The sequence below is a fragment of the Nocardia sp. NPDC046473 genome, assembly GCF_040645995.1.
Taxonomy (GTDB): domain Bacteria; phylum Actinomycetota; class Actinomycetes; order Mycobacteriales; family Mycobacteriaceae; genus Nocardia.
This window is the reverse complement of sequence record NZ_JBEYZJ010000010.1, coordinates 373,919-389,407: the sequence shown is the minus strand read 5'-3', so window position 1 is coordinate 389,407 and position 15,489 is coordinate 373,919. Positions and strand designations below refer to the sequence as shown.

General features: G+C 66.2%; 15 protein-coding genes. 9 read left to right on the top strand and 6 right to left on the bottom strand.

Annotated elements, in window-relative coordinates:
- The first annotated feature begins 45 nt into the window (after window positions 1–45).
- The 7 genes from ABZ942_RS34930 (at window position 46) to ABZ942_RS34900 (ending at window position 7,553) form a co-directional block, all read left to right on the top strand.
- Window positions 46–975: a hypothetical protein gene (locus tag ABZ942_RS34930; RefSeq protein ID WP_357389689.1), complete on the top strand. Its 930-nt coding sequence runs from the start codon at window positions 46–48 to the stop codon at window positions 973–975.
- Window positions 976–1,277: 302 nt separating this feature from the next.
- Window positions 1,278–3,596, top strand: a complete 2,319-nt coding sequence (locus ABZ942_RS34925; RefSeq protein WP_357389687.1) for a GH92 family glycosyl hydrolase — start codon at window positions 1,278–1,280, stop codon at window positions 3,594–3,596.
- 133 nt (window positions 3,597–3,729) lie between these two features.
- Window positions 3,730–5,076 carry a M14 family zinc carboxypeptidase gene (locus ABZ942_RS34920; RefSeq protein ID WP_357389685.1) on the top strand — a complete coding sequence of 449 codons (1,347 nt, stop codon included), beginning with the start codon at window positions 3,730–3,732 and terminating at the stop codon, window positions 5,074–5,076.
- 192 nt (window positions 5,077–5,268) lie between these two features.
- Window positions 5,269–5,913: a class I SAM-dependent methyltransferase gene (locus ABZ942_RS34915; protein WP_357389683.1), complete on the top strand. Its 645-nt coding sequence runs from the start codon at window positions 5,269–5,271 to the stop codon at window positions 5,911–5,913.
- Window positions 5,914–6,100: 187 nt separating this feature from the next.
- A complete protein-coding gene (locus ABZ942_RS34910; protein WP_357389681.1) occupies window positions 6,101–6,712 on the top strand; it encodes an HAD family acid phosphatase in 612 nt (203 codons plus the stop codon).
- 117 nt (window positions 6,713–6,829) lie between these two features.
- On the top strand, window positions 6,830–7,027 hold the full coding sequence (locus tag ABZ942_RS34905) for a hypothetical protein (protein ID WP_357389679.1): 198 nt from the start codon (window positions 6,830–6,832) through the stop codon (window positions 7,025–7,027).
- Window positions 7,028–7,106: 79 nt separating this feature from the next.
- Window positions 7,107–7,553 (top strand): nuclear transport factor 2 family protein, encoded by a 447-nt coding sequence (locus ABZ942_RS34900; protein ID WP_357389677.1) that lies wholly within the window; start codon window positions 7,107–7,109, stop codon window positions 7,551–7,553.
- Between the two features lie 5 nt (window positions 7,554–7,558).
- On the opposite strand, the gene ABZ942_RS34895 is transcribed toward ABZ942_RS34900, so the two are convergent.
- From ABZ942_RS34895 to ABZ942_RS34875, 5 genes are all read right to left on the bottom strand, one after another.
- Complete coding sequence (locus ABZ942_RS34895) at window positions 7,559–8,434, bottom strand: lysophospholipid acyltransferase family protein (protein ID WP_357389675.1); 876 nt, start codon at window positions 8,432–8,434, stop codon at window positions 7,559–7,561.
- A 63-nt stretch (window positions 8,435–8,497) separates the two neighbouring features.
- Window positions 8,498–9,310: a hypothetical protein gene (locus ABZ942_RS34890; RefSeq protein WP_357389673.1), complete on the bottom strand. Its 813-nt coding sequence runs from the start codon at window positions 9,308–9,310 to the stop codon at window positions 8,498–8,500.
- Window positions 9,307–9,897 (bottom strand): hypothetical protein, encoded by a 591-nt coding sequence (locus ABZ942_RS34885; protein ID WP_357389671.1) that lies wholly within the window; start codon window positions 9,895–9,897, stop codon window positions 9,307–9,309. The genes ABZ942_RS34890 and ABZ942_RS34885 overlap by 4 nt, the downstream gene beginning before the upstream one ends.
- Window positions 9,898–10,969: 1,072 nt before the next feature.
- The gene (locus tag ABZ942_RS34880) at window positions 10,970–11,158 is read right to left on the bottom strand and encodes a ferredoxin (RefSeq protein WP_357389669.1); all 189 of its coding nucleotides are present in this window, start codon (window positions 11,156–11,158) and stop codon (window positions 10,970–10,972) included.
- Window positions 11,155–12,624 (bottom strand): cytochrome P450, encoded by a 1,470-nt coding sequence (locus ABZ942_RS34875; RefSeq protein ID WP_357389667.1) that lies wholly within the window; start codon window positions 12,622–12,624, stop codon window positions 11,155–11,157. Before ABZ942_RS34875 ends, ABZ942_RS34880 begins: the two co-directional genes overlap by 4 nt.
- Window positions 12,625–12,727: 103 nt before the next feature.
- Here ABZ942_RS34875 and ABZ942_RS34870 point away from each other — a divergent pair, with 103 nt between their 5' ends.
- A complete protein-coding gene (locus ABZ942_RS34870; protein ID WP_357389665.1) occupies window positions 12,728–13,390 on the top strand; it encodes a TetR family transcriptional regulator in 663 nt (220 codons plus the stop codon).
- Between the two features lie 27 nt (window positions 13,391–13,417).
- Here the strand turns inward: ABZ942_RS34870 and ABZ942_RS34865 are convergent, their stop codons facing one another.
- Window positions 13,418–14,062, bottom strand: a complete 645-nt coding sequence (locus tag ABZ942_RS34865; RefSeq protein ID WP_357389890.1) for an alpha/beta hydrolase — start codon at window positions 14,060–14,062, stop codon at window positions 13,418–13,420.
- Window positions 14,063–14,329: 267 nt separating this feature from the next.
- Here ABZ942_RS34865 and ABZ942_RS34860 point away from each other — a divergent pair, with 267 nt between their 5' ends.
- Window positions 14,330–15,445 (top strand): hypothetical protein, encoded by a 1,116-nt coding sequence (locus ABZ942_RS34860; RefSeq protein ID WP_357389664.1) that lies wholly within the window; start codon window positions 14,330–14,332, stop codon window positions 15,443–15,445.
- Window positions 15,446–15,489 lie beyond the last annotated feature (44 nt).

The following is a 15,489-nucleotide window of genomic DNA, read 5'->3' as shown; positions in this document are numbered from 1 at the left end:
GTCGTGGACGTCCTTACGGTGCAACGATATCCGGAGGGGGTCCCGATGAATGTGCTGGTTTTGGGAGGGTACGGGGCGGTCGGCGGGCATGCGGTGCGACTGCTGCGGGCGGACGGGCTGTCGGCGCTGGCCGCTGGGCGGGACCCGGCGCGGGCGGATGTGGTGCTCGATCTGTCCGATGTCGACAGTTTCGCGGCCGCGTTGGATGGTGTTGCCGCCGTGGTCAATTGCGCGGGTACCGAGGATATCCGGCTGGCCGAGGTGTGTGCCGGGCGCGGGATTCCGTTCCTCGATATCTCCGCGACCAGTGAATACGTGCACAGCCTGGAGAGTGTCACCGGGCCGGTGGTGCTCGGAGTGGGGTTGGCACCGGGTCTGACGACGCTGCTCGCCGCAGACGCTTTGTCCAGCCATCGAAGCCCGGTCGATATCGTGATCGGACTCGGATCCGGCGAGCACCACGGCGCCGCCGCGACCGCGTGGACCTACGGCCTGCTCGGCAAACACTTTCTCGATCCCGACGGCACTCCCATCCGCAACTTCACCAGGCCGCAGCGTTTCGACGTGCCGAGGGAGTCCGGATACAAACCGGCCGCGGCCCTGCGCGCCGATTTCGCCGACCAGCACCGGCTCACTCGCGAATTCGGTGTCCCGGTCCGCAGTTATCTGCGTTTGGACACGCGTCTCGCCACGCTCGGACTCGGCATGCTCACCAGAGTTCCCGCGCTTCAGTCGCTGGCACCGAAACGGATGCCGGGCAGTGATAAGTGGGTGGTCCTCGCGCGCTCGTCGAACGAGTCGTCGCTCTGGGCGGCCGGTCGCGGTCAGTCGCTGGCGACCGCCGTCGTGGCCGCCGCGGCCGTGCGGGCGGCGGTGCTGCGCCAGCCCACCGCGCCCACGTGGATCCACGAAATCCTCAGAATCGAGGACCTGCGGGACACCTTGCGCGACAACGAGATCACTCTCGGCGGCTGATTTGGATGCGGTACTGACCGCAAACAGCAAGAGCCCCGCATCCGCAACCGCCCTCCTCGTCACCGAGCGACCGGCCGCGGCGACGGCAATGCACGTTCAGCGTGCAGAACCAGCCTCGCGATCTCGAAACCCCGGAGCTCGGTTGACGGCCCACGCGGGCCAAGCGACCGGCACGCACCTCTGTCGATGCGAAACCACAAATGCGCTGATCAGCGGCGTGTCGGAGGCTCGACGCACCCGGCGTACTGCCAGGATGGGGCACGCACCGGAGCAACGTTGTCTGACGCTCGTCGAGGAGAGGTATGTCGCGTCGCCGGCTTGTCGGCATCGTTGTTCCATTGTTGCTTCCCTTGATTCCCGTTGTGGCGCACGCTGAGACCGTGGCCGATTCCAGTAGGTATGTGAATCCGTTCGTCGGGACGCAGGACGGTGGGCCCGATTTCGGGCACGGCGGCGGGGCGGGGATGACGTTCCCCGGCGCGGTGACGCCGTTCGGGATGATGCAGTGGAGCCCGGATACGGTGCGCACCGCGGGCGGTGGTTACAAGTACGAGGACAACCGGCTGTACGGGTTCTCGATGACGCACATCTCCGGCCCTGGTTGCACTGGCGCACAAGACTTTCCGGTGCTGCCGGTGTCCGGGATCATCGGCCGGTCACCGGCCGTCGACGGCGCGGGATACCTGCAGACCTTCGATCACGCGAACGAGCAGGCCAACCCGGGCTACTACCGCGTCACCACCGACTCCGGCGTGCAGACCGAGCTGACCGCGTCGACCAGGGCGGGCGTCGCCCGCTTCACCTTCCCGCAGGACAAGCCGGGCACGCTGCTGCTCGACGTCACCGGCTCGGTGAACGGGGTCGACGACGCCGAGATCACCATCGACGGCAACACCGTGTCCGGTTGGGCGCTGACCGGCGGGTTCTGTGGCGCGCGCACCCGATATCGCGTCTACTTCCACGCGAGTTTCGACCGTCCGATCACGGCGTCGGGCACCTGGAAGGACAACGTCATCAAGCCGGGCTCGACCACCGCCCGCGGCGCGGCACCGACGCGCCGCACGAATTCCGGCGACATCGCGAGCAACGGCCTCGGCACCGGCGCCTTCCTGCAATTCGACTCGGCGCAGCCGGTGCAGATGCGCACCGGCCTGTCCTACGTCAGCCTCGACGGCGCGCGCCGCAACCTCGCCGCCGAGATCGGCACGAAGGACTTCGACACCGTCCGGGTGGACGCACGGGATGCGTGGCGGCGCAGGTTCGATCAGGTGCAGGTGACCGGCGGCGATCAGGATCGGTTGCGCACCTTCTATTCCGCGCTCTACCACGTGTTCCTGCAGCCGTACATCTTCGACGATGTCGACGGCAATTACACCGGCTTCGACGGCAAGACCCACCAGGTGCGGCCCGCAGCCCCCGGACAACCCGCACACCACTATTACGCAACCTTCTCCGGCTGGGATATCTACCGCAGCGAGGCCCAGCTGCTCGCGTGGCTGGCACCCGATGTGGCCTCCGACATCGCCCAGTCGATGTTCGACAACGCGCACGTGCTCGGCGACGTGTGGGATCGCTGGTCGCATCAGAACACCATCACCGGGGTGATGAACGGCGACCCGTACCACTCGGTCGTCGCCACCGCGTACGCGTTCGGGGCCGACGACTTCGACGCCGAGGGCGCGCTCGATTCGATGGTCGCGGGCGCCGAACGCGTTGGGGAGAAGGCCGGTTACACCGAGCGGCCGAACAACGACGAATACCAGCGGCTCGGCTGGGTGCCCGGCCAGGTGTCCGACACGCTCGAGTACAACATCGCCGATTTCGGCATCTCCCAGCTGGCCGACCGGCTCGGCAACCGCACGGTCAGCGACAAGTTCCTGCGCAGCGCACACGGCTGGCAGCACCTGTACAACCCACTCACCGGCTGGCTGCAACCCCGCTCCGCCGAGGGCTTCTTCGGGCCGCTGTTCGACCCGGCGGGCACCGACGGATACGTGGAAGGCAATGGCGCGCAATACCATTGGATGACCTTCCAGGATGTCCGCGGCCTCTTCGACCTGATGGGCGGCCGGGCCAAGGCGGCCGGGCGGCTGGACACCTTCTTCACCCAGTTGAACGCGGGCCCGCACGCGCCGTTCGCCTATCTCGGCAACGAGCCGACGCTGCAGACTCCCTGGCTGTACGCGTGGGCGGGGCTGCCCTACCGCACGCAGGACGTAGTCCGCCGCGCCCGCACCGAACTATTCGGCCCGACACCGAACGGGCTGGTCGGCAACGACGATCTCGGCACCATGTCGGCCTGGTACGTCTGGGCCTCGCTCGGGCTCTATCCCGTAATCCCCGGCCGCGCTGAACTTTTCGTGCACACTCCGGCGTTCTCGACAGTGGAGATCCGGCGCTCGTCCGGCGAACAGTTCACCATCAGTGCGCCCGAGGTCGACGATGCCGCCCCCTACATTCGCACCTTGCAGGTGAACGGTGAGAACACCACCAAGGCGTGGTTGCCCGAATCCTTCGCCCTGTCCGGCGGTCGCCTCGACTTCACCCTGGGCACCGAACCCGGTCCGGAGTTCGGCACCGCCGAAGCCGACGCGCCACCTTCCTTCGGTGTCCCCCGCTAACCGGTGATTGGTTCGATCATCGGATGTTAGGAGGCATACCGATCCGGCGTAATGCGTTCTGCTGAACGAAAACTGGCCCGTAGGCTACGCGACGCGTCCACTATGGAAGAGGGCGCGGAGGATGAAGGTTTCGGTGGTTGACGATGTGAGCAAGATCGTCGGTGTCGTCGAGCGGATCGACTCGTTTCCCACGGTGGATGAATTGAGCGAGTTCGTCGACAAATTGGCCGACGCGGTGCCGGATAGGCTGACGGTCGCCGAAATCGGCAAGTCACGCGGGGGTGATCCGATTCGCGAGGTGCGGGTCGGGTCGGGGACACGGCAGGTGGTCGTGATCGGGAATCCGCATCCGAACGAGCCCATCGGGATGGCGACGATCCGGCACCTGCTCGGCAGGCTGACCGCAGACGACGCGCAAACCTTGGGCGCCACCTGGCATTTCGTGCTGTGCCTCGATCCCGACGGCACGCGGCTCAACGAAGGCTGGTTCGCCGAGGCGCGCACCAGAACCGGCGTCGCGCGCGGTTTCTACCGTCCGCCCGCGGCCGAGCAGCCGGAGTGGTGTTTCCCGACTCGTTGGCGCGGAAACGATGTCGGCACGCCGCTGCCGGAAACGCGGGCGCTGATGGGTTTGATCGATCGGACCCGTCCCGCGCTGATCGTGTCGTTGCACAACGCCGATTTCGGCGGCGGATTCTTCTACACCACCGGCGGCGATCGCGGCTACTGGACCGGACTCACCGACCAGCTGACCGCCTCGGACGTGCCGATCTATGACGGCGAACCCGACGTCCCGGGCGCCAGAACCTGGGCGCCAGGGGTTTTCGAGCTTCCGACGTTCCAACACATCGCCGAAACGCTGGCCGCCGAAGGTGTCGAACCGCTGGCGATGATGTCCGGCGCCGGCATCCGCGACTACGCGGCCGCCTACGGAACTGCCCTGCTGGTTTGTGAATTGCCGTTATGGGTCGATACACGCGTCACCGACGACACCCCAAGCGATCACTCCCTCGCGAGCGTCCTGTGTTCTACCGCAACCGCTTACGAGGAAATCGCCGACATCGTCCTCGGCGTTCTCGACCGGCTGTCCGAACGACTGACCGGCCGAAGCCCCTTCGAACGCGCACTCACCGACACCGTCCGAGCCCTCCGCGGAAACGCCACCGCCAAACGCTCCGCCACCGAATCCCGCATCGCGACGCTCGGCGAAATCTTCATCGAAAACTACGTCTGGGTCGGCGTAGCCCGCCTCCGCGCCGGCGGCATGCTCCTGCGCCTACTGGACGAGGCGGGCCGGCACGACCCCACCACCGAAATAGCCACCGAGCGAACTCATTTCGCCGCCATTTTCGAAAAATGGTGCACCGACATAGAAACCAACGCCCCCGGCCACCCCATCCCGATCCACCGCCTGGTAACCATCCAATCCTCGGCAATCGTCACCGCCGCCACCCGCCTCCACACCAACCTCCCTCTCTGAACCTGACAGCAAACCCCTTGACGGAATGGGAATCTCGTCTCGACGATGAGACCACTGAGGCTTTGGAGGCAATCGCTGGGTAGCTGGAACCAATGCGACGGATTCCATCATCTGATCGAATCTGATGACGGAATCGGCCAGAAGCAGCTTGCTGACTCGTGACGACGTATCTGGTCGAGTGAAGCTCGGATCATGATTCTCGACTTCGATGACTTCTATACGACCACTGCGGTGCCCTGGGATATCGGCGAGCCGCAGCCTGCTGTTGTCGCGCTGGAGCGGGCGGGGCGGATGTTCGGCGCGGTGCTGGATGTTGGCTGCGGCCTTGGAGATAACGCGATCTACCTGGCTCAGCGGGGCTATCGGGTGACCGCGATCGATGCCGCTGCGCCCGCTGTTGAGGTGGCGCGGCGGCGGGCAGTGGCGCGCGTGGTGGACGTTGACTTCACTGTTGCCGATGCCACCAGGCTCGATGGGTTCGGTGGGCGGTTCGACTCCGTGTTGGACAGCGCGCTCTATCACTGTCTGACCGACGAGCAGCGTACGCAGTATGTCGCCGCCCTGCATCGGGCCACGAAACCGGACGCATTGTTGAGCATGTTGTGCTTCTCCGACAAGACAATTGGCGGACTACCCGCCCCACTTCCCGTGTCGCAGCAGAATATTCGCGACACGCTGACCGCCGGCGGGTGGGCCGTCACCGACCTGACCGCAGGTGAGCAGCTCGCGGCGGCCGAGCCCTGCCGCGAGTTCTTGGCGCAGTACCCGAATGCGGTGGCCGATGCCCAAGGGCGAATCCCCATGCCGGTCTGGGTCGTTCGGGCACGTCGGGTGTAAACGCCCAGCATGCGCGCCCCGGCCGAACAGCCGGGGCGCGCAATCACCATCTGGGGAGCACCGGTAGCCGAGCCCCCTGCCAGCGCATTCACGACTCGTTCACCTGCGCACCGCGCGCGGGCAAGGGCGCGGCCATAGTCTGCCGTCGTCCATGACAACGATCGACAAGCAGGGAAAGGTTTTCCGAGTGCAGTCGAGAATCGCACGACTCGTCCTGACCGCTGTCGCCATGCTGATGGCGGTGAGCGTCCTTGGCGCCGGCACCGCCGCCGCCGCGCGCACCGACGGTATGCGGAGCTACCAAGGCATCGATCCGGAACAGTGGCTCCGGGATGTCGACACCGCGCTGGCCACCGCCGCCGCCGATTTGCGCGGCCGAGTCGCCGCAGGCGGCAAGCTGGCCATCGTCTTCGACATCGACGACACCACCCTCGCCACCGATTTCGCGATCGATCGCGACAACATTCCAGCGGTCGACGGTACGTTGAAACTGGCCGCGCAGGCCGATCAGAGTGGCGTCGAGGTTTTCTACATCACCAACCGCAACTACGCGTCGACCAACTCCCCGTCCAAAACGCGAATCGCGTTGGAGCGGGCTGGATTACCCGTGCATACCATCTACCATCGCACGCCCGGCGACTCCCGCGGCAAGCAGGAGCTGAAGACGGCCTACCGCGCCCAGATCGAGGACGACGGGTACACGATCATCCAGAACGTCGGCAACAACTGGACCGACCTCAACGGTGGGCACGCCGAACGCACCTACAAGCTCCCCGACTACGACGGCAAGCTTCAGTAGTCGACGACCTGCGTGGGACATCGCGCGCAGCGAGGTCCCACGCATCGAACGACCCGCTGACGTGGCAATTCAACAGTCACGGTTTCGTAACGGTGCCGATTGGGTATTGAGAGAGGTATGACATCGACGGAACACCGACCCGCCCGGATCGCCGGCGTGGAGCCGGGGACCGCGGTGCTGGCATTCGCTACGTGCCTTGCCTTTTCGATCGGCATTGCCGCTCTGACGCAGTCTGCTACCACCACGGTCCTCGCGTTCGCCAGCATCGCGGCCGGACTCGCACTTGTACTGACCATCTTGCCGCACAAGGCATAAACCCCTTCTCGTCTCCGCTGCCGCTGCGACACTGAGGTCCGGATTTTGATTCTCGGACCGGCGCATTTCGGAGGCAAGCATGCTGTCCCTACAGGAGATCTCGGACCGCCTGGAGATCCAGGACCTGATGGTCCGGTATTCCCACGCGGTCGACACCGGCCAGTGGGACCAGTTGGACGACATCTTCACCGATGACGCGCACATCGACTACACCGCGATGGGCGGGTCGGCCGGCGACGTGGCGGCGACGAAGAAATTCCTCGCCGCCATGTTGCCGAACTTCCCGGCGTTCCAACACTTGATCAGCAATTCCTCGATCACGGTCGACGGCGACACCGCCACCGGACGGACCATGTGTCACAACCCGATGATGCTGTCGGGCGGCGACGGGCCGTCGAGTCTCATGCTGTGCGGGCTTTGGTACTTGGATACGTTTGCCCGCGTCGACGGCCAGTGGCGCATCGCGCGGCGGGTCGAGGAGAAGAGTTACATGTTCGTCGCGCAGGCCCTGCCCGGCACGAGCTGAATCGGTCAGCCGACGATCGGCAGCCCACGCTCGTCCGCGAGGCCGCTCAGCGCCTGCTGCATGACGTCGGTGACGTGCTCGTAAGCCGCTTCCAGAGCCAGCTCCGGCCCGAGTTCGGCCCGTAGATCGATCGGTTCGAGGAACTCGACGGTGACCTTGCTCGGCAACGGAATGTGCCCGGCGAGATCGCCGACATTGAGGCCCCATGGCAGGGCGATCGAGATGGGAAAAACCTTCAGCCGCAACATCTGATCCAGCCGCAGCAGCCGGGCCAGCCGGTCGCCGCGCGACAGCATCAGCGCGGTCTGCTGGGCGCCCATGTTCACCATCGGCACGATGGGAACGTTTTCGTCCCAGGCCAATCGGAGAAAACCGGTCCGGCCCGCGAAGTCGATCTCGTCTTCCTTCCAGGTCGGCCGATGCACCTCCCAGTCACCGCCGGGATACACGAGCACCACCGCTCCGTCGCGGAGCACCCGCCGCGCGCTGTCCGGGTCCGCACCGACCGTGCCGAAGCGGCGCAACAACATACCGATGACCGGATAGGCCATCACCATGTCGTGCGCCAGCTGATAGAACGGGCGGTGTGGACCGAACCGGCGCACGAAGGCCAGCGTCGCGACCATCACCTCCGGTGAGACGTTGCCCCCGGAATGATTGCCGACCAACAGGACCGGGCCCTCGGCCGGGATCCGGTCGAGACCACGAACCTCCGCGCGGAAATACAGCCGCGCGAACAACCAGCCGGGCCCCACTGTGTCGATGATGAATTCGGGATCCCGCTCGGCCGGATCGGCCGCGGGGACCCGCGCGTTCACCTGCTTGGACACCCAGTCGGCCGCCCGGTCGATCCGGTCGGTCGGCAATCGAAACCAGTTCATGGACAACGCCTTTCGCTCGGCAATCGAAACCAGTTCATGGACAACGCCTTTCGCTGAAACCGCTTACGACTCGATCGACAACAGCCGCCGGAAGAAGCCCCGATAACCGCGCAGCGCCTGACGCAGTTCCTCAGTGTCCCCGTCCTGGGCGCCGGAGGTGCGTTCCTCGAGTACCCGCTTGCGCTCCGCGATGGCGGTGGTCAGTTTGTAGACGACGTCGGTGACGATCTGATCTGCCTGGGTGACCGCGTCCCGAGGGTTGTCGACGAAGGTGCCCTGTACCTCACGCCACTGGGTGCGGAGTTGGTCGAGGTCGGTGTCGGCGAACAGTGGTGCGCCGACGTCGTCGAGCGAAGTTTGTTGCCGCTCAGCGCCATTGCCCGAGGTGGTCGATTGGTCCGGTGTCGCTGCCGGAGTGACCTGATCCGCTTCGGGCTCGGTGGTCACGTGATCTGCTTCGGGCTCAGCGGTCGCGGTCGGTTGCGCGTCGTAGTCGTAGTCAGCGGTCGCTGTTTCCGCGGGCTGCGCTTCGTAGTCCGCCGTGGTCGCCGATCCGTCGCCCGCGTTCGCCGTCGTCGCCCGCTCCTGCGCACCGTACTCCGTCGCGGTCGCGTCCTCCGCGCCGTATTCCGTCGTGCTCACATTTTCCGGTTCAACATCCAAATCCGCGCTGGCACGGGCGGATTCGCCGTCGTCCACTGTCGTGTAGTCATCGGCATGATCAGCGTGTCCGGCTTCTGATTCGCTTGCGACGCGCGCATTTTCGGCTTCGTCGCGATTCCCCTGCCAAGACGTAGAACTCGCATCCTGTTCGCTCAGCGGAACATCCTCGGTGGACTTGTCGGAATGCACGGTGCGCTCGTATTCGGTACTCATGACAGTGCTTTCTTGTCGTGCTCGGACTTCTTGTCGGCTGTCTTCTTGTCGTCGCCCGCACCATTGAGCAAGTCCTGGAACAGGTCCCGGTAGTGCACGATGGCGGTGCGCCGGTCCTCGGTGGACACCTCGGTGCCGGTCGCCCTGGTCGCGATCTCGTGGGCGGCGCGATAGTGGCCGAGTGGCGCCGCATGCTCCACGGACAGGTCGGCGACCTGCTGGTCGAAATTCTCGGTGGGATAACCGCGTTGGCCCATCACCGTCGTCAGCAACCGGTCGGCGGCCTGCAGTGCCTCGGCCGGATCGTCGATGAACCGCTCCTGCACCTCGACCCACTCCGCGGTGTAGAGCTGCTTCTGCTCCGGTGTCAGCGCGCGCAGTTCCAGTTCGGCGTGCCGCTTCTCCCGTTCGGCCAGTTCACGTTCGGCCGCCCGGCGGTCGTCGTGTTCCTCGACCGTCCGGTCGTATTCCGGCCCGAACTTGCTGCGCAACCGCTGCCTGCACACCATGGGCCATACCAATAAGGCCGCGACCAACGCCGCGACGACGACCAGAACGATCACAATGATCAACACTCCAGACGACACCTGTACCTCCTTGCCGAGCCTGTCGTATTCGGACAGGGAATGCCTCGCCGCCAAGGTTCCAAACTCTTGATCTCGCCCGGATATCACCGACTGGGATTCCGCCCCGCCCAGACCTTTCCGCGATCCACCGGCAACACACCCACCCCCACCGACCACCCCGAATCAAACCCGACCGCGCGGTACCCCAGCGGCAACTGAATCGCCGCAAACGACCAACAGTACGGACACACCGCGGCGCACCCCCTCGCTCGGCGCGCACGAAATTGCCAGCACCCTCACACGCAGCGGCACAATTCATACGCGGCAGCACAACTCACCGGCCGCACACCTCCCCGCCCGCCGCACACCTCCCCGCCCGCCGCACACCTCCCCGCCCGCCGCACACCTCCCCGCCCGCCGCACACCTCCCCGCCCGCCGCGCACCTCCCCGTCCGCTGCGCGCGAAATTGCTAGCATTTTCGCGCGCAGCAGCACAACCCGCGCGCAGCAGCAGCTCGTGCGCCGCGGCATCGGCCGCCCGCTCAGGGTGCGCGCCCCCTCGCCCGCCCGCCGCGCACGAAATTGCCAGCAATTTCACCGGCGGCGGCCTAACTCACGCGCGGGGGGCATCGGCCGCCCGCTCGGGGTGCGTGCTACCTGGCCCCGTGCCCGCTCGCCGCGCACCATCTCGCCCGCAGCGCACGAAACTGCCAGCAATTTCGTGCGCAGCAGCACAACCCGCGCGCAACAGCAGCTCGCGCGCTGCGGCATCGGCCGCCCACTCAGGGTGCGCGCTACCTGGCCCCGTGCCCGCTCGCCGCGCACCATCTCGCGCGCAGCGCACGAAATTGCTAGCAATTTCGTGCGCGACAGCACAACCCGCGCGCGACAGCACAACTCGCGCGCAGCAGCAGCTCGTGCGCTGCGGTATCGGCCGCCCGCCCGGGGTGCGTGCCTACCTGGCCCCGTGCCCGCTCGCCGCGCACCATCTCGCGCGCAGCGCACGAAATTGCTAGCAATTTCGTACGCAGCAGCACAACCCGCGCGCGACAGCACAACTCGCGCGCAGCGTTGTTGGCCGAGCGTTCGGGGCTCAGGTCAGGCGCAGGGCCTCGACTGGGCAGCTGTCTACGGTGAGTTGGAGGAGGTCGCGTTCGCTTTCGTCGATGGTGTCGGCGAGGGGCTCGACGATTCCGTCGTCGGCGACGCGGAACAGGTTGGGGGCCAGGGCTTCACACATGCCGTGGCCTTCGCAGCGGGTGCGGTCGGCGGTGATCTTCATGAGGGGAGGCGTTCCAGGCGCAGGGGTAGGCCGTCGGCGGGCATGGGGCCGGTGCCCGCGACTAGTGGGACCTCGTAGTTCGGGCGCACGGACCACCTGTATTGCAACAACATCTGGTGCAGTACGGCTTTGACGGTCATGCCGCCGAAGTACAGGCCGATGCATTTGTGGGCGCCGCCGCCGAAAGGGGCCCAGGCGTGCCGGTGGGATTTGTCTTCGCGGCGGTCGGCGGCGAATCGCTCGGGGTCGAAGACGTCGGGATTGTGCCAGTAGTCCTCGGTGCGCATCATCGGGTATGCGCCGACCATGACGAGCGTGCCCTGCGGCAGGTAGTAGCCGAGAATGTCGGTGTCGCGGGTGGTTTCGCGAATCTGCTGGGCCACCGGCGAATACATGCGCAGCACCTCTTTGAACGCCAGGTCCAGGCTGGGCAGCCGGTCGAGGTCGCCGTAGTCGAGGGCGGGCTTGCCGAGTGCGCGGGATTCCGCGCGCAGGCGGTCCTGCCAGTCGGGGTGGCGGGCGAGTTCGTAGGCGAGCATCGATGCGGCGATGGTGCTGGTGTCGTGCGCGGCCATCATCACGAAGATCATGTGCTCGATCACCTCCTCGTCCGAGAAGGCGTGTCCCTCATCGGTTTCGGCGTGGCAGAGCACACTGAACAGGTCGGTGCCGTCGCCCGCGCGCTTGGCTGGCAGTTCGCGGCGGAAGTAGTCGCCGAGGACGCGTCGCCCGCGGATGCCGCGCGACCACGCACCACCGGGCACATTGCTGCGGATGAGCGCGGTCGCGCCGTGCACGGCGTCCTCGAAAGCCCGTGCCAGCAACACACTTTCGGGCCCCAGCTCGGCACCGGCGAACACCTCGGTGGCCTGCGCGAGCAGGATCTGCTTGATCGCGTCGAAGACCGGGAAATGCTCGCTCGGCTGCCATCCGGCGACACCCCTGGTGATCCGCGGGGTGGTCAGATCCAAGTAGCCGACCAGGCGAGGTCGAGTGAAGGCCTGCTGCATGATCCGACGATGGAACATGTGCTCGTCGAAATCCCGGAGCAGCAACCCACCGCGAAAGAACGGGCCGATCACGAACTCCCAGCCGCGTTGCGCGGAGAAGACCTTGTCGCGATCCATCAGCACGGCCTCGATGGCAGCGGGACTACCCACGCCGACCGTCCGGCGACCGAGCACGCCCATCCAGTTCACCGGGCCATAGCGTTGAAAGCGCTTGCGCGCCAGTTCGATCGGGTCACTCAGCGCGTGCAGCGTGTAGCCGATGCCCGGCGCGCCGAAATCGCCGGGTACCGGCCGCAATCCGCTGCCCGGCGGCGGATCCGCCAGCGGCCGCGCCGCGGACGGGTACTGATCGGCGACGCGAGCACCCAGCGTTTGCGCGCTTTTCGCGACTCGCGCACGTAAGCGACGGACATCCCCGTGGACATCGGTGACTTTCGGGGGAACCAGAAGACTCATGACGGCCGTCCCTTCGCGACGCTGCGATCCCCTCGACCATAGCGGAAACAAACGTTTCCGTAAACGTTTGTTTCCCAACTTCTCCTATGGAAGGCTTGCTCGGGTGACCCGAGCATTCAGCGGCACCTACCGCGGCACATCGACCGCCGAGCGCAAAGAGGATCGGCGCAGGCGGCTACTGGACACCGCCCTCGATATCGTCGGTACCCAGGGCCTGTCCGCGTTGACCGTGCGCGGCCTCTGCGAACAGGCCAAGGTCGGACCCCGCTTCTTCTACGAGGCGTTCCCCGATCTGGACGCGCTCGCCTCGGAGCTACTGCTGGAGATCCAGGACTCCGCCCTCGACACCGCGCGCGCGGCCGTCGCGGGCACCGACGGCGCACCCTCGGACAAGATCCGCGCCGGTGTCGCCGCCCTCATCATCGAACTCACCGACGACCCACGCCGGGCCCAAGTCGTCTTCGCCCAGGCGTACGGCAGCGAGGTCCTGATGCGCAGCCGCTTCGACGGCATGCGCCGGGTCGCCGACGTCATCATCGAACAAACCCGCCTGGTACTCGACCTCCCCGCCGGCCAGGACACCGCCGTCGCGGCGACCTCGCAATTGATTACCGGTGGCGCCGCGGAATTGGTCCTGGTCTGGCTCGACGGCGGCCTGGACGTCGACCGCGACGGCCTCATCGATCTACTCGCCGAGTTCACCATCTCGATGGTCGGCCGCCTCCCCGATGTCGCCCAGCGCTTGTCGGCGGGTCCAGGGCGCTGACCTGGAATCTGTTGCGTCACTGCAAAACTAGGAGCAGACCACCGCGCTCGGCGCGAAGAATGCCGCCAGCTCACGCAACATCTGCTCCGGCTGCTCCTCGGGAATGTAATGACCACTCCCCTTGATCTCGACAACCCGGATATCGGTGCCCTTGTCCGACGACATCTGTTCGCGCAGAGCCGGATACGCCTCCTCGCCCGCCAACGTCAGAATCGGCAGGGTCACCGGCTCATAGGTGGCGAGGTCCGCGATGTCCTGGCGCATCGTCTGATACCAGCCATTGCCCGCGCGGATCGCATCCGGGGAATCGTAGGCCTGCGCGTAAATGGCCCGAGCCGCCTCGTCGCCGGAAGACTGATCGATCAGCATGTGCCCGTACAGCCAATCGATCACCAGCCGAAAGCGATCGGCCAGTAGCAGTTCCGGCAACTCACGCAGTTGATTCAGAGCGAACCACCAGGGATAGCCGCCGCGCCCGTGCGCGAGCGCGGCCACCTGCTCATCACTGCCGGGCAACATCGGAATCGCCTGCCAGGCCGCGTCGGGAACGCCCATATCGATGGTGACGAGCCGCCGTACCGATTCGGGGAAGTTGGCGGCGAGGTGATAGCCCAGCGATGCGCCGATGTCGTGCCCGACGACGAACGCCGACCGGCACCCGAGGTGCTGGATCTATTCGTGGATGTCGCGCGCCATCGTCTTCTTGTCGTAGCCGGACTCGGGTTTGGCCGAGCCGCCATGCCGCGCAGGTCGACGTCTGCTGGCCGAACAGGCCGACGATCCCTTACGCTTGGCTCATGAACACGCGCACGCGATTTCTGCGCCCCGGGCCGTCAGTCGGCCGCGGGGTCTGCTGCGTGCGTCCGATCACGTAGTTCCTGTGGCCGTCGCCGGTTCGGGGGTTTCACCGAATCCGACCGGCTACCAAAGGAATTACTCATGCCTACCTATCTCACTCCGCTGGACCTGGCACGCGCGCTGACCGTGCGCGACCTGAGCGACCCCACGCAGGGTTCGCACTCCATGCAGACAATGCTCGACCGAACAGTCGACGCACTAGTTCGTGCCTGGGCGTCAAAGGTGCGCGTAGTGCGCAACTCGCCTCTCGTCGCCGTCGTCGACAACTACGACAAGCTCGGCTACGACCCGGCCGACGTCACCCGCGACGCGCGCTACACCCGATACGTCAGCCCGACCACCATGTTGCGCAGCCACACCAGCGCCGACATCCCCGAAACCCTGCGGCATTACGCCGAAGTGACCACCGACGTCGACGACCTCATCGTGGCGCCGGGCCTGGTCTACCGCAGGGACGTCGTCGATCGAATCCACGTGGGCGAACCACATCAGGTCGATCTCTGGCGGCTGCGGTCGCGCCCGGACACCGGCGACGATGACGTGCGGGACATGGTCGCCCACCTTGTCGAGGCCGTGCTTCCCGGCGCCGAATGGCGCACGACGCCGGCCCGGCACCCCTACACCGCCCTCGGCCGGCAAGTCGACGTGCGGCTCGGCGGCGACTGGCTCGAACTCGCCGAATGCGGTCTCATCGCCGAGCACGTCCTCGCAGGCGCCGGGCTCGATCCTGCCCGCTGGTCCGGCACCGCACTCGGTATGGGACTGGACCGGGCTCTGATGCTACGCAAGGGAATTCCCGATATCCGCTACCTCCGATCCGAGCACCCGCGCATCGCCGACCAGCTGCTGGATCTGTCACCGTGGCGGCCGGTCTCCATGCTGCCGCCGATCCGCCGCGACCTGTCGGTGGTGATCGCCGACGACACCGATGACGAAACCCTCGGCGACACTGTGCGAAAGGTGCTGCGCGATCGGGTCGATGACATCGAGTCGGTGCTCGTCACGGCACGGACGCCTTGGGCCGAACTCTCCGAAAAGGCCAGGGACCGACTCGGTATCGTGCCGGGACAAACGAATGCCGTTGTGCGACTGATCCTGCGGCCGCTGACGCGCACCCTCACCGATGCGGAAGCCAACGCACTCCGCAACCAGGTGTATCTCGCAATCCACCTCGGCCCCCGGTTGGAGCTGGCATGAACGGCCACTGCCCGCCAGCTTGACACGTACTGGACGGAGACCGG

Coding starts and splice junctions, on each gene's coding strand:
- ABZ942_RS34930 (WP_357389689.1), top strand. CDS start 46: ATGAATGTGCTGGTTTTGGGAGGGTACGGGGCGGTCGGCGGGCATGCG.
- ABZ942_RS34925 (WP_357389687.1), top strand. CDS start 1,278: ATGTCGCGTCGCCGGCTTGTCGGCATCGTTGTTCCATTGTTGCTTCCC.
- ABZ942_RS34915 (WP_357389683.1), top strand. CDS start 5,269: ATGATTCTCGACTTCGATGACTTCTATACGACCACTGCGGTGCCCTGG.
- ABZ942_RS34905 (WP_357389679.1), top strand. CDS start 6,830: ATGACATCGACGGAACACCGACCCGCCCGGATCGCCGGCGTGGAGCCG.
- ABZ942_RS34900 (WP_357389677.1), top strand. CDS start 7,107: ATGCTGTCCCTACAGGAGATCTCGGACCGCCTGGAGATCCAGGACCTG.
- ABZ942_RS34895 (WP_357389675.1), bottom strand. CDS start 8,434: ATGAACTGGTTTCGATTGCCGACCGACCGGATCGACCGGGCGGCCGAC.
- ABZ942_RS34890 (WP_357389673.1), bottom strand. CDS start 9,310: ATGAGTACCGAATACGAGCGCACCGTGCATTCCGACAAGTCCACCGAG.
- ABZ942_RS34880 (WP_357389669.1), bottom strand. CDS start 11,158: ATGAAGATCACCGCCGACCGCACCCGCTGCGAAGGCCACGGCATGTGT.
- ABZ942_RS34875 (WP_357389667.1), bottom strand. CDS start 12,624: ATGAGTCTTCTGGTTCCCCCGAAAGTCACCGATGTCCACGGGGATGTC.
- ABZ942_RS34860 (WP_357389664.1), top strand. CDS start 14,330: ATGCCTACCTATCTCACTCCGCTGGACCTGGCACGCGCGCTGACCGTG.